A 14,768-nucleotide genomic window follows, 5' to 3' on the forward strand; every position below is an offset into this window, starting at 1 on the left:
CTACCATGAACTTTTTGCGCGATGTATGGAAAGAGTTAAAGAAGACGAGTTGGCCGACTCGTAAAGAGCTCACAAAATATACCATCACAGTCATCGCGACGGTCGTCGTGATCGGCCTGTTCGTGTTCGGCGTAGATACTGGTGTCAGTTATCTCGTCAACCTATTGATTAACTAAGGAAAGAGGTGAAAGCCGTGGAGAAACAATGGTTTGTTGTCCAGACGTACTCTGGCTTTGAGAACAATGTCAAAGAAAACCTAGAACGTCGAATCGGTTCGATGAACATGGAAGATAAAATTTTCCGCGTCCTCGTTCCGACCGAAACAACGCAAGAAGAAGTCACGTTGAAGAGTGGCGAAAAGAAAATTAAAGAGCGTGAAGTGAAAAACTTCCCTGGATACGTCTTCGTCGAGATGATTATGACAGACGATTCATGGTATGTTGTTCGTAACACGCCAAACGTAACGGGCTTCCTCGGATCAACCGGGGGCGGCGCCAAGCCGATCCCGCTCCAGCCTGACGAAGTGACGAACGTCCTTTCGCAGATGGGTCTGATTGAGAAGAAAGACCGTTATAACTATGAGCTTGGCGATCTCGTTCGTGTCAAAGAAGGCGCGTTCGAGAACTTTGAAGGTACGATTGATGAGATCGAAACTGACAAAGAGAAGCTCAAAGTCGTCGTCGACATGTTCGGCCGCGAAACAAAAATTGAGCTTGATTTCGAACAAGTTCAGAAAATTAACTAAAACCCACTTGCCATTCTCGGAAACGGATGGTACAATCGGAAATGTTTGATGTTGTGCTATATTTCAGTACAAACTCGACCTAATAGATTGAGTGGGAGGGCGCACAACGTCCAAGAAACCACATTTTAGACTTAAGGAGGTGTGTCTCGTGGCGAAAAAAGTTACTAAACTCGTTAAACTTCAAATCCCTGCTGGTAAAGCTAACCCAGCACCACCAGTTGGTCCAGCACTTGGTCAAGCAGGTGTTAACATCATGGGATTCTGTAAAGAGTTCAACGCTCGTACACAAGACCAAGCCGGATTGATTATTCCTGTAGTCATTACGGTATACGAAGATCGTTCGTTTACATTCATTACGAAAACTCCACCAGCTGCAGTTCTTTTGAAAAAAGCTGCTGGTATCGAGAGCGGTTCAGGAGAACCGAACCGTAAGAAAGTAGCAACGGTTAAGCGTGATAAAGTTCGCGAAATCGCTGAACTTAAAATGCCTGACCTTAACGCAGCGTCTGTAGAAACAGCGATGCTTATGGTTGAAGGTACTGCGCGCAGTATGGGTATTGTAATCGAAGACTAATTTATTAGTCTCTGGGATTGTCGGTGCATATTTTGCTCACCTTCAATCCCTTCATTATGTGGGAGGAAATTCCGCTAACCACAAGGAGGAAAAGAATCATGGGTAAAAAACACCAAGAAGCAGCTAAGCTTGTTGATCGCACGAAGTCTTACGACCTCGCAGAAGCGGTTGAACTCGTTCAAAAAACTGCAACAGCTAAGTTCGATGAAACAATCGAAATTGCTGTCCGTCTCGGCGTAGATCCGAAGAAAGCGGACCAACAAATCCGCGGTGCCGTTGTACTTCCACACGGTACTGGTAAAACACAAAAAGTTCTCGTCTTTGCAAAAGGCGAAAAAGTTAAAGAAGCTGAAGCGGCTGGCGCTGACTTCGTCGGCGATGCTGAGTACATCACTAAAATCCAACAAGGATGGTTCGACTTCGATGTTATCGTTGCGACACCTGACATGATGGGTGAAGTTGGTAAACTCGGTCGCGTTCTCGGACCAAAAGGCCTCATGCCTAACCCGAAAACAGGCACAGTCACGTTCGACGTTGCGAAAGCAATCGCGGACATCAAAGCTGGTAAAGTTGAGTACCGTGTTGATAAAGCCGGTAACATCCACGTACCAGTTGGTAAGAAGTCATTTGAAGCAACAAAACTCTCTGAGAACATCGAGACTATCCTCGAGACACTCATGAAAGTTAAGCCTGCTACTGCAAAAGGAACTTACCTCAAAAACATCGCGCTTTCTTCGACAATGGGTCCTGGTATCCGTGTCGCAACTGCCGATTTCATCAAGTAATTCACTTGAAATAAACTGTTGACAACGTGTGATGCCGCTGTTAAAGTAAAACACGTTCAACCGAATATGTTGGATTACCGCAGACAGAAGGTGGACATCGGTCCGTAAACCCTTCCGAGGTGTCTTTGCTCGAACTTGAGCCTGTTGTCACAGGTTTACTTTCAAACAATTACGCCCTCGTATGTCTTCATACGAGGGATTTCTTTTTGGAGAGCAGCCTCTCGTCCGGTATAAGAATTGACTAGGAGGTGCACAAACATGGCAAGCGAAAAAATCGTAGCTCAGAAATCGGTACTCGTTGATGAAATCGCTGAGAAAATGCAAGCAAGCGTTGGAACGATCGTTGTTGACTACCGTGGACTTACAGTTGAAGAAGTGACTACACTCCGTAAAACACTTCGTGACGCTGGAATCGAGTTCAAAGTATACAAAAACGGTCTCCTTCGTCGCGCGGCGACTCAGTCTGGTTATGACGGTCTCGATGAAGTCTTCACAGGTCCTACTGCAATCGCGTTCTCGAAAGAAGACGTTATTGCTCCAGCGAAGATCTTGAACGACTTCTCAAAAGAGCACAAAGCGCTCGAACTTAAAGGCGGAATCATCGAAGGCAAAGTAACTTCACTCGAAGAAGTTAAAGCCCTTGCAGAACTTCCATCACGCGATGGTCTTCTCTCGATGCTTCTCAGCGTCCTTCAAGCTCCGATCCGCGGGCTCGCAATCGCAACAAACGCAATCGCAGAACAAAAAGAAGAGCAGTCTGCTTAATCTTTGTCGCGTAGCGTAAAAAACTTTTTACAACATCAAAGGAGGAAAACCATAATGGCTTTCAACAAAGAGCAATTCATCGAAGACCTCAAATCAATGACGGTTCTCGAACTTAACGAACTCGTAAAAACAATCGAAGAAGAATTCGGCGTATCAGCAGCAGCTCCAGTAGCAGCAGCAGGTGCAGGCGCAGCAGTAGCTGAAGAGCAAACTGAATTCGACGTAATCCTCACAAGCGCAGGTTCTGGTAAAATCAACGTAATCAAAGCAGTACGTGAACTTACTGGCCTCGGTCTTAAAGAAGCAAAAGCACTCGTTGACGGAACTCCGGCTCCAGTCAAAGAAGGCGTTTCTAAAGAAGATGCAGACGCAGTTAAAGCTAAGCTTGAAGAAGCTGGCGCATCTGTCGAAGTTAAGTAATCTAACTTTTACTTCACAACGTATAGAAGCTCGCTATGGCGAGCTTCTTTTATTTCCTTGAAGAGTGGGTTAGGAGGTTCAATGCATGGGAGATCATTACTATACGAACGATCCGAGTTCGAAAAGTGCCCCTGAGACGTGGACGTATGAGTTGCGAGGGAAGATGTATCGCTTCACCTCGGACCGCGGCGTGTTCTCGAAAGGATCGGTCGATTTTGGGTCACGTCTCTTAATCGAGTCATTTGAAGTGCCGGAAGTTGAAGGTCGCATTTTAGATGTAGGCTGCGGCTACGGTCCGATGGGGATCTCGCTTGCCGACGCCTCTGGGCGTGAAGCGCTTCTCGTCGACGTGAACGAACGAGCGCTTGCCTTGTCAGAGCAAAACGCCGCCCAAAACGGGGTGACGATCGAAACACGGCTTAGCCACGCATATGATGGAGTCGGAGGCGAGCAATTTGCCGCTATCGTGACCAATCCGCCGATTCGGGCCGGGAAGCAAGTGGTTCACACGATTTTAAGAGATGCGTACGCGCATCTCGTCATGGGCGGGGCACTCTACGTCGTCATTCAAAAGAAACAAGGAGCGCCTTCTGCTAAGAAGTTGCTTGAAGATGTGTTCGGTCAGGTCGAGACGGTTGCCAAAGACAAAGGCTATTTTATTTTCCGGGCAATTCGCTCTTGACAAACGGTTGAGTCTTGTTGACTCGCTATAACGTATATGCTAACATTATAAAATGCCATTGGAATGGAATTCGCCTTGAATTGCCGCGTTTGCCGCTTTTTAGACGCGGAAAAAGGGCGACATTCAATGACAATGTTCGATTATTACGCCCGAAAAATTCGATAGAGAATTGGGGGTCTGAGAGGTGAATCAGTTGACTGGTCAACTTGTTCAGTACGGTCGTCACCGTCAGAGAAGAAGCTTTGCCCGTATCAGTGAGGTATTAGAGCTTCCGAATTTGATTGAAATTCAAACTGCTTCTTATGAGTGGTTCTTACGTGAAGGATTGAAAGAGATGTTTACCGACATTTCGCCAATCTCCGACTTCACTGGAAACCTCGTGCTTGAGTTCATCGATTACTCGCTTAGCGAGCCGAAATATTCGATTGATGACTCGAAGGAGCGCGACGTCACTTATTCTGCGCCATTGCGCGTGAAAGTACGTCTGCAAAACAAAGAGACAGGTGAGCTTAAAGAACAAGAAGTATTCATGGGTGATTTCCCGATTATGACAGAATCGGGAACGTTTATTATTAACGGCGCAGAACGCGTCATCGTTTCCCAGCTTGTTCGTTCGCCGAGCGTCTATTACAATTCTAAACTCGATAAAAACGGTAAACGTGGTTTCGGTGCGACAGTCATCCCGAACCGTGGAGCATGGCTCGAACTTGAGACAGATGCTAAGGATATCGTTTATGTTCGTATCGACCGTACCCGTAAGATCCCGGTAACGGTGTTGTTGCGTGCTCTCGGATTTGGTACGGACCAAGAAATTATCGACCTTCTCGGGGATGATGAATATCTTCGGAACACCCTTGAAAAAGATAATACCGAGTCGACAGAGAAAGCGTTGATCGAGATTTACGAGCGTCTCCGCCCTGGTGAACCACCAACGGTTGAAAACGCAAAATCACTTCTCGTCTCACGTTTCTTCGACCCGAAACGCTACGACCTCGCAAACGTTGGTCGTTATAAGATGAACAAAAAACTTCATCTTAAAAACCGTCTCTTCGGTCAGAAATTGGCCGAGACGCTCGTTGACCCAGAGACAGGCGAAGTGATCGCCGAAGCTGGAACAATCCTCGACCGTCGCAACTTAGACCGCGTCCTTCCGCATTTGGAAAACGGTCTCGGTTACATGGACGCTGAGCCAACTGGCGGCGTTGCTGAAGGTGAGCCGTTTGGTCTCCAATCGATTAAAGTCATCTCACCGGATGACCCGGATGGAGAGCGTGTCTTGAACATTATCGGTAATGGCAACATCGACCGTAGCATCAAGCACGTCACACCAGCGGATATCATTGCATCGATCAACTACTTCTTCAACTTACTTCACGAAGTCGGAACAACAGATGACATCGACCACTTAGGAAACCGTCGTCTTCGTTCAGTCGGAGAACTTCTCCAAAACCAATTCCGTATCGGTCTTTCTCGTATGGAACGTGTCGTAAAAGAACGGATGTCGATTCAAGATCAAAATGCGATCACACCACAGGCGCTGATTAACATCCGCCCGGTAATCGCATCGCTGAAAGAGTTCTTCGGTAGCTCGCAGTTGTCACAGTTCATGGACCAAACAAACCCGCTCGCAGAGCTCACGCACAAGCGTCGTCTCTCTGCACTCGGACCGGGTGGTTTGACACGTGAGCGTGCCGGCTTCGAAGTTCGAGATGTTCACTATTCGCACTACGGTCGGATGTGTCCAATCGAAACACCTGAAGGACCGAACATCGGTCTCATCAACTCGCTTTCATCTTTTGCGAAAGTAAACGAGTACGGTTTCATTGAGACACCGTACCGCCGAGTCGACCCAGAAACAGGTCTCGTCACGAGCGAGATTCAATATATGACGGCGGATGAAGAAGATCTCTACGTCGTCGCCCAGGCGAACATGCCGCTCACTGAAGACAGTTACTTTGCAAACGAGCAAGTCCTTTGCCGCTTCCGCGGACAAAACTTGTCAGTTGAGCCAAGTCGAGTCGACTACATGGACGTTTCGCCGAAACAGGTTGTTTCTGCGGCAACAGCATGTATCCCGTTCCTTGAGAACGATGACTCGAACCGTGCCCTCATGGGAGCGAACATGCAACGTCAAGCTGTACCACTCCTTCAACCGGACTCGCCGATTATCGGTACTGGTATGGAGTACGTGTCAGCGAAAGACTCTGGGGCCGCGATTATCGCGAAATACCCAGGTGTCGTCGAGCGTGTCACAGCGCGTGAAATTTTGGTCCGCCGCACGTCTGACGTGAACGGAACAACGGTTTCAGGTGACCTTGACCGCTACAAACTTCAAAAGTACGTTCGTTCGAACCAAGGAACGTGCTATAACCAAAAGCCGATCATCGCTGCTGGTGACCAAGTCGAAAAAGGAGAAATCCTTGCTGACGGTCCATCGATGGATATGGGTGAGCTCGCGCTCGGTCGTAACGTCGTTGTCGCCTTCATGACTTGGGACGGTTACAACTATGAGGATGCGATCATCATGAGTGAGCGCCTCGTGAAAGATGACGTCTACACTTCGATTCACATCGAGGAGTATGAGTCAGAGTCACGAGACACGAAACTCGGACCTGAGGAAATCACACGTGATATTCCGAACGTCGGTGATGACGCGCTTCGCAACTTGGACGATCGTGGGATCATCCGCATTGGTGCGGAAGTGAAAGATGGCGATATCCTCGTCGGGAAAGTCACGCCTAAAGGTGTAACTGAACTGACGGCGGAAGAGCGTCTCTTGCATGCGATCTTCGGTGAGAAAGCCCGTGAAGTCCGTGATACGTCACTCCGTGTACCAAACGGCGGCGACGGCATCATCTTGGACGTCAAGGTGTTCGACCGTGAGAACGGCGACGAACTTTCACCAGGTGTGAACCAAATGGTTCGTGTCTACATCGTTCAAAAACGTAAGATTCACGAAGGGGATAAGATGGCGGGACGTCACGGTAACAAAGGTGTTATCTCGCGGATCCTCCCTGAAGAAGACATGCCATATATGCCAGACGGCACACCGATTGACATCATGCTTAACCCACTCGGTGTACCATCGCGGATGAACATCGGTCAGGTACTTGAACTCCACCTTGGAATGGCGGCTAAAAAGCTCGGCATCAAAGTGGCGACACCTGTATTCGATGGCGCACGTGAAGAAGACGTATGGGCAACGATTGAAGAAGCTGGAATGGACAAAGATGCCAAGACTCGTCTCTATGACGGTCGTACTGGTGAACCGTTCGATAACCGCGTCTCGGTCGGTGTCATGTATATGATCAAACTTGCGCACATGGTTGATGATAAACTTCACGCTCGTTCGACAGGACCATACTCGCTCGTTACGCAACAACCGCTCGGTGGTAAAGCACAGTTCGGTGGACAGCGCTTCGGTGAGATGGAAGTTTGGGCACTTGAAGCGTACGGCGCAGCCTACACGCTCCAAGAAATCCTTACAATCAAGTCGGATGACACGGTTGGTCGTGTGAAAGCATACGAAGCAATCGTGAAAGGCGAGAGCGTTCCGAAAGCGGGCGTTCCTGAATCGTTCCGCGTCTTGATCAAAGAGCTTCAAGCGCTCGGTATGGAAGTCAAGATGATGTCTGTGGACGACGAAGAAGTTGAAATGAAAGATGAAGATGACGACAACATCCCGAACGCAACATCGGCGTTAGAACAAGTCGTTCAACCGACTGTTACGGAAGAGGAATAAGGCGAAAAGGGAGGTCGGCCCCTTGGTAGATGTTAATCGATTTGAATATATGAAAATCGGCTTGGCTTCACCCGAAAAGATCCGTTCGTGGTCTTACGGGGAAGTCAAAAAGCCGGAAACAATCAACTATCGTACACTCAAACCAGAGAAGGACGGACTGTTCTGTGAACGAATCTTCGGTCCTACGAAAGACTGGGAATGTTACTGCGGGAAATACAAACGAATCCGATATAAAGGAGTCATTTGTGACCGCTGTGGCGTTGAAGTGACGAAAGCGAAAGTGCGTCGCGAACGTATGGGCCACATCGAGCTCGCGGCTCCGGTTTCGCACATCTGGTACTTCAAAGGGATTCCAAGTCGAATGGGGCTTGTTCTCGATATGTCACCGCGTGCGCTCGAAGAAGTAATCTACTTCGCGTCGTACGTCGTGACAGAACCAGGTGACACTCCGCTCGAGAAGAAACAACTTCTCTCGGAAAAAGAATTCCGTCTCTACCGTGAGAAGTACGGTAGTGACTTTAAAGCAGACATGGGTGCGGAAGCGATCCGGACACTCCTTCAAGACGTACAACTCGAGAAGGAAGTCGGAGAACTCCGCGAAGAATTGAAGACAGTTCAAGGCCAACGTCGTACACGTGCGATCAAACGTCTTGAAGTGCTCGATGCGTTCTTCACGTCGGGGAATGATCCAGATTGGATGATCCTCGAAGTACTTCCTGTCATTCCACCTGAGCTTCGCCCGATGGTGCAGCTCGACGGTGGGCGCTTTGCGACTTCTGACTTGAACGATTTATATCGTCGAGTCATCAACCGTAACAACCGTCTCAAACGTTTGCTCGATCTCGGCGCGCCGAACATCATCGTGCAAAACGAGAAGCGTATGCTTCAAGAAGCGGTTGACGCCCTCATCGACAACGGTCGTCGTGGTCGTCCGGTAACAGGTCCAGGTAACCGTCCACTTAAGTCGCTTTCACATATGTTGAAAGGGAAACAAGGTCGTTTCCGTCAAAACCTTCTTGGTAAACGGGTCGACTACTCAGGACGTTCGGTTATCGTCGTTGGACCGAACTTGAAGATGTTCCAATGTGGTCTCCCGAAAGAGATGGCCCTTGAACTCTTCAAACCGTTCGTGATGAAAGAACTTGTCGGTCGCGGAATCGCGTCGAACATCAAGAACGCCAAACGCAAAATTGAGAAGATGCAACCAGAAATCTGGGGCGTCCTCGAAGAAGTCATTCGTGAGCATCCGGTTCTCTTGAACCGTGCCCCTACACTTCACCGTCTAGGGATTCAAGCTTTCGAACCGATTCTCGTCGAGGGCCGTGCGATTCGTCTACACCCACTCGTATGTACGGCTTACAACGCCGACTTTGATGGTGACCAAATGGCGGTCCACGTACCACTTTCAGCCGAAGCGCAAGCAGAAGCTCGTCTCCTCATGCTCGCTGCACAGAACATCTTGAACCCGAAAGATGGTAAACCAGTTGTTACACCATCGCAGGATATGGTCCTCGGTAACTACTACATCTCGCTTGAACGCGACGATGCCATCGGACAAGGGAAAATTTTGTCGAACGTCAACGAAGCGCTCATCGCGTATCAAAATGGATACGTCCACTTGCATACACGTGTCGCCCTTCCAGCACGTACGCTCAACAACCCGACGTTCACAGCGGAGCAAAATGAGAAAATGTTAATCACGACAGTCGGTAAGATGATCTTTAACGAGATCTTGCCGAACACGTTCCCATACTTGAACGAACCGACGATGGAAAACTTGCAGGAAGCAACGCCTGATAAGTACTTCATCGAAAAAGGTGCCAACGTCGCGGAAGAAATTGCCGCACGTCCACTCATCGAACCGTTCAAAAAAGGATTCCTTGGTAAAGTCATCGCGGAAGTGTTCCAGAAGTTTGAAACGACTGAAACGAGCCGCATGCTTGACCGGATGAAAGATCTCGGCTTCAAACACTCGACTAAAGCGGGTGTGACGGTCGGAATCGCCGATATCATCGTTCTTCCGGACAAACAAGAAATCCTTGATGAAGCGCAAACTCAAGTCGACCAAATCATGAAGTCGTTCCGTCGTGGTCTCATCACTGAAGATGAGCGTTACGAGCGCGTTGTACGCTCTTGGAACGAAGCGAAGGACGAGATTCAATCGCGATTGATGAAATCCCTCAACCGCTTGAACCCGATCTTTATGATGTCTGACTCAGGTGCCCGTGGTAACGCGTCCAACTTCACGCAGCTCGCAGGGATGCGTGGTTTGATGGCCGCTCCATCTGGCCGCATCATCGAACTTCCAATCAAATCGTCGTTCCGTGAAGGACTGACGGTTCAAGAATACTTCATCTCGACGCACGGTGCGCGTAAAGGTCTTGCCGATACAGCCCTTAAAACGGCTGACTCAGGTTACTTGACGCGTCGTCTCGTCGACGTTGCCCAAGATGTCATCATCCGTGAAGAAGATTGTGGAACGGACCGTGGAATCCGCGTTGCCGCTCTCCGCGAAGGCACGGAAGAAATCGAAAACTTGTATGACCGCCTCGTCGGCCGTACAGCGTTCGAGACAGTGGCACATCCGGAAACGGGTGAAGTCATGATTGAGAAGAACCAATTGATCACAGAAGATATCGCCCGCGACATCGTCGACGCTGGTATCGAACGAGTTGAAATCCGTACAGCCTTCACATGTAACACGTCACACGGCGTATGTAAGAAGTGCTACGGCCGCAACTTGGCGACCGGCTCGAACGTTGAAGTTGGCGAAGCAGTCGGAATCATCGCCGCGCAATCAATCGGTGAGCCAGGAACGCAGCTTACAATGCGTACCTTCCACACAGGTGGGGTAGCCGGAGATGATATCACGCAAGGTCTTCCACGTATCCAAGAGGTATTCGAGGCTCGTAACCCGAAAGGGCAAGCGGTCATCTCGGAAATTCCTGGTACGGTCATCGACTTTACCGAGTCGCGTGACAAGCGGGAACTCACGGTCGAAGGACTCAGTGAGACTCGTACGTACACGATTCCGTTCGGAGCGCGTTTACGCGTTCAGATCGGCGACACGGTAGATGCCGGGGAAGTCTTCACGGAAGGTTCGATCGATCCGAAAGAATTGCTCACCGTCCGTGGTGTGTCTGGTGTCCAAAACTATCTTCTTCAAGAAGTTCAAAAAGTATACCGGATGCAAGGGGTAGAAATCGGCGACAAACACGTCGAAGTCATGGTTCGCCAAATGCTTCGTCGCGTCAAAGTCATCGAGTCAGGTGACACGCCACTTCTCCCTGGTTCACTCGTCGATATCGGCGTCTTCAAAGAAGCGTGTAAAGACGTACTTCGCGTAGGTAAGAGCCCAGCAACGGCGAAACCGGTCCTTCTCGGAATCACGAAAGCGTCGCTTGAGACAGATTCGTTCCTCTCGGCCGCTTCGTTCCAAGAAACGACTCGCGTGTTGACAGACGCTGCCATCAAAGGCAAACGCGACTATCTTCTCGGACTCAAAGAGAACGTCATCATCGGTAAACTCGTGCCAGCTGGTACAGGGATGCCGGTATACCGTGACGTTAAACTTAAAGAAGATGCGTCGAAAGCCGTCCTCGAAGACGCGAACGTCGAGTAAAAACGTCTTGACAGCACTCTTTGGCGGTGCTACTATGATTTAGTGCCGCCAATCGGTTGTTGTCGATGACAATGGTGTCCAGCAGTCGGCAAGCTACTTGGACGTTAACCGATCTTTCTACGGAAAGGTTTGGCTGCTATTATTGCCACTTTCAAGGTATAACTCACGTTTTTGCGAGGTCATGGAATGCCTACGCCTCGTAAAAGCGTTTCGTTATGACCTTAAATGAACCACCCGGGTCGGTGGGTCTAGAAAATAGCATAATTCAGGAAGGGAGGATCTTCAAAGATGCCTACTATCAACCAGTTAGTCCGTAAAGGACGCAAATCGAAAGTCGTTAAATCTGACTCTCCAGCACTTAACAAAGGTTACAACAGTTTCATCAAGTCACAAACAAACGTGAGCTCACCACAAAAACGTGGTGTTTGTACACGTGTTGGTACAATGACTCCGAAGAAACCGAACTCGGCTTTACGTAAGTATGCCCGTGTTCGTTTGACTAACCAAATCGAAGTGACTGCGTACATTCCAGGTATTGGCCACAACCTTCAAGAGCACAGCGTTGTTCTTATCCGCGGAGGACGTGTAAAAGACTTACCAGGAGTACGTTACCACATCGTTCGTGGTGCACTTGACACTGCAGGTGTGGACGGACGTATGCAAGGCCGTTCTAAATACGGTACGAAACGTCCGAAAGCTGCGAAGAAGTAATTCTCGCAAACTAAACTACTGAAATTTTGAAAGGAGGGTACTCGGATGCGTAAAAACCGTGCAGAACGTCGTGACGTTATCGCAGATCCGATCTACAACTCGAAATTGGTAACTCGCCTCATTAACCGTGTCATGTTAGACGGTAAAAAAGGTACAGCTCAAACTATCATTTACAACGCATTTGGTCTCATCGCTGAACGCTCAGGCAAAGAGCCTATGGAAGTGTTCGAAGAAGCAATGACAAACATCATGCCTGTACTTGAAGTTAAAGCTCGCCGTGTAGGTGGAGCAAACTACCAAGTTCCTGTTGAAGTTCGTCCAGAACGCCGTACGACACTTGGTCTTCGTTACCTCGTGAACTACGCTCGTCTCCGCAACGAGAAGACGATGGAGCAACGTATCGCGAATGAAATCATGGATGCAGCCAATAACACTGGTGCTTCTGTTAAGAGACGCGAAGACATGCATAAGATGGCAGAAGCGAACAAAGCGTTTGCTCACTATCGTTGGTAAGTTAAACGTAAAGACCACTCCACGTCACCAAGCGGTGGCTTAATGGAGTGGCTTTCGGGTATAATCATATCGTGTGCCAGCACACGAAAAACACATGCGGAAGGAGAATACCCAGTATGGCAAGAGAATTCTCCCTAAAGAATACTCGTAACATCGGGATCATGGCTCACATCGATGCCGGTAAAACGACTACAACTGAACGTATTCTTTATTACACAGGTCGTATCCACAAGATTGGTGAAACTCATGAAGGAGCTTCACAAATGGACTGGATGGAGCAGGAGCAAGAGCGTGGAATCACGATCACTTCTGCAGCGACGACTGCACAGTGGAATGGCCACCGTGTAAACATCATCGATACACCTGGACACGTAGACTTCACAGTTGAAGTTGAACGTTCACTCCGTGTACTTGATGGCGCAGTTGCTGTACTTGACGCTCAGTCAGGTGTTGAACCACAAACAGAAACTGTATGGCGTCAAGCGACAACATACGGTGTTCCACGTGTCGTATTCGTCAACAAGATGGATAAGATTGGTGCGGACTTCATGTACTCGGTGAAAACACTTCACGAACGTTTACACGCTAACGCACACCCAATCCAACTTCCAATCGGCGCAGAAGATGAATTCAAAGGAATCATCGACCTCGTCGAAAGAAAGACATACATGTACTCGAACGACCTCGGTACTGACATCGAAGTAACAGAAGGCTTCCCAGCTGATATGGCTGACCAAGCTGAAGAACTTCGTGGTCGCTTGATCGAAGGCGTTGCGGATTACAACGAAGATTTGATGATGAAATACCTCGAAGGCGAAGAGATCTCAATCGAAGAACTCAAAGCTGGTATTCGTCAAGCAACACTTAGCGTTGAATTCTACCCTGTACTTGTAGGTTCGGCCTTTAAAAACAAAGGTGTTCAATTGATGTTGGACGCTGTTGTTGATTACCTCCCATCACCAGTTGATGTCGAGTCAATCAAAGGAATCAACCTCGATACAGAAGAAGAGATCACGCGTGAACCTTCTGACGAAGCGCCGTTCTCGGCACTTGCGTTCAAAGTCATGACTGACCCTTACGTCGGTAAATTGACATTCTTCCGTGTGTACTCTGGTACAGCACAAGCTGGTTCGTATGTGAAGAACTCGACTAAAGGGAAGCGCGAGCGTCTCGGTCGTATCCTTCAAATGCATGCAAACAGCCGTGAAGAAATTCCAATGGTATTTTCTGGTGACATCGCCGCTGCTGTTGGTCTTAAAGATACAACGACTGGTGACACACTTTGCTCAGAGAAAGACAACGTCGTTCTCGAGTCAATGACATTCCCAGAACCGGTTATCTCGGTCGCAATCGAGCCTAAATCGAAAGCAGACCAAGACAAGATGGGTCAAGCCCTCGCGAAACTCGCAGAAGAGGATCCAACTTTCCGCACTGAAACAAACCAAGAGACTGGTCAAACGATCATCTCTGGTATGGGTGAGCTTCACCTTGATATCCTCGTTGACCGTATGCGTCGCGAATTCAAAGTCGAAGCAAACGTCGGTGCACCACAAGTTGCTTACCGTGAGACAATCCGTAGCGCTGCGAAGATCGATTCGAAATTCGTACGTCAATCGGGTGGACGCGGTCAGTACGGTCACGTTGTCGTTGAATTCGAACCGAACGTAGAAGGTGCTGGATTCGAATTTGAGAACAAGATCGTCGGTGGTGTTGTTCCACGTGAATACGTACCGGCTGTTCAAAACGGTATTCAAGAAGCTCTCGAAAACGGTATCCTCGCTGGTTACCCAGTAGTTGACGTTAAAGCTGCCCTCGTCTTCGGATCGTACCACGATGTCGACTCGAACGAGATGGCGTTTAAAGTTGCTGCTTCGATGGCGGTCAAACAACTTAAGGAACAAGCGAAAGCTGTCATCCTTGAGCCAATGATGCGTGTTGAAGTTGTCATCCCAGAAGAATACTTGGGAGACATCATGGGTGACGTCACGTCACGCCGTGGACGCGTAGAAGGTATGGAAGCTCGCGGTAACGCACAAGTCGTTAAAGCGATGATTCCACTTTCGGAAATGTTCGGATATGCAACGTCACTCCGTTCACGTACGCAAGGACGTGGAACGTACTCGATGCACTTCGACCACTACGAAGAAGTACCGAAGTCAATTGCAGAAGAAATCATCAAAAAAGCGAACGGCTAATAACGGTTGTAACG

12 protein-coding genes and 1 other annotated feature are annotated in these 14,768 nt (G+C 48.8%); all 12 genes read left to right on the forward strand.

From position 1 onward, the window contains the following. The first annotated feature begins 5 nt into the window (after positions 1–5). A complete protein-coding gene (gene secE, locus EVJ32_RS12325; RefSeq protein ID WP_012727692.1) occupies positions 6–176 on the forward strand; it encodes a preprotein translocase subunit SecE in 171 nt (56 codons plus the stop codon). Positions 177–193: 17 nt separating this feature from the next. Then, positions 194–745 carry a transcription termination/antitermination protein NusG gene (gene nusG / locus EVJ32_RS12330; RefSeq protein ID WP_016508920.1) on the forward strand — a complete coding sequence of 184 codons (552 nt, stop codon included), beginning with the start codon at positions 194–196 and terminating at the stop codon, positions 743–745. A gap of 148 nt (positions 746–893) precedes the next feature. Continuing rightward, entirely contained in the window at positions 894–1,319 is a 426-nt protein-coding gene (gene rplK, locus EVJ32_RS12335) for a 50S ribosomal protein L11 (RefSeq protein ID WP_070329252.1), read from the forward strand. A gap of 98 nt (positions 1,320–1,417) precedes the next feature. Further along, a complete protein-coding gene (rplA, locus tag EVJ32_RS12340) occupies positions 1,418–2,104 on the forward strand; it encodes a 50S ribosomal protein L1 (protein WP_083274148.1) in 687 nt (228 codons plus the stop codon). A gap of 59 nt (positions 2,105–2,163) precedes the next feature. Beyond that, positions 2,164–2,317: a sequence feature (ribosomal protein L10 leader region), on the forward strand. A gap of 45 nt (positions 2,318–2,362) precedes the next feature. Further along, the gene (gene rplJ, locus EVJ32_RS12345) at positions 2,363–2,869 is read left to right on the forward strand and encodes a 50S ribosomal protein L10 (RefSeq protein ID WP_070329251.1); all 507 of its coding nucleotides are present in this window, start codon (positions 2,363–2,365) and stop codon (positions 2,867–2,869) included. Between the two features lie 54 nt (positions 2,870–2,923). Continuing rightward, positions 2,924–3,289 (forward strand): 50S ribosomal protein L7/L12, encoded by a 366-nt coding sequence (gene rplL / locus EVJ32_RS12350; RefSeq protein WP_070329250.1) that lies wholly within the window; start codon positions 2,924–2,926, stop codon positions 3,287–3,289. An 85-nt stretch (positions 3,290–3,374) separates the two neighbouring features. Continuing rightward, positions 3,375–3,971 carry a class I SAM-dependent methyltransferase gene (locus EVJ32_RS12355; protein ID WP_131441633.1) on the forward strand — a complete coding sequence of 199 codons (597 nt, stop codon included), beginning with the start codon at positions 3,375–3,377 and terminating at the stop codon, positions 3,969–3,971. Between the two features lie 193 nt (positions 3,972–4,164). After that, entirely contained in the window at positions 4,165–7,713 is a 3,549-nt protein-coding gene (gene rpoB, locus EVJ32_RS12360) for a DNA-directed RNA polymerase subunit beta (protein WP_070329266.1), read from the forward strand. Positions 7,714–7,735: 22 nt separating this feature from the next. Further along, the gene (gene rpoC, locus EVJ32_RS12365) at positions 7,736–11,335 is read left to right on the forward strand and encodes a DNA-directed RNA polymerase subunit beta' (RefSeq protein WP_070329248.1); all 3,600 of its coding nucleotides are present in this window, start codon (positions 7,736–7,738) and stop codon (positions 11,333–11,335) included. Positions 11,336–11,623: 288 nt separating this feature from the next. Next, a complete protein-coding gene (gene rpsL / locus EVJ32_RS12370; protein WP_012727683.1) occupies positions 11,624–12,046 on the forward strand; it encodes a 30S ribosomal protein S12 in 423 nt (140 codons plus the stop codon). A gap of 45 nt (positions 12,047–12,091) precedes the next feature. Continuing rightward, positions 12,092–12,559, forward strand: a complete 468-nt coding sequence (gene rpsG / locus EVJ32_RS12375; protein WP_016508928.1) for a 30S ribosomal protein S7 — start codon at positions 12,092–12,094, stop codon at positions 12,557–12,559. A gap of 116 nt (positions 12,560–12,675) precedes the next feature. Beyond that, entirely contained in the window at positions 12,676–14,754 is a 2,079-nt protein-coding gene (gene fusA, locus EVJ32_RS12380; protein ID WP_070329247.1) for an elongation factor G, read from the forward strand. Positions 14,755–14,768 lie beyond the last annotated feature (14 nt).

Origin of the sequence: Exiguobacterium sp. SH5S4 (assembly GCF_004337045.1) — a bacterium.
Classification (GTDB): domain Bacteria; phylum Bacillota; class Bacilli; order Exiguobacteriales; family Exiguobacteriaceae; genus Exiguobacterium; species Exiguobacterium aurantiacum_A.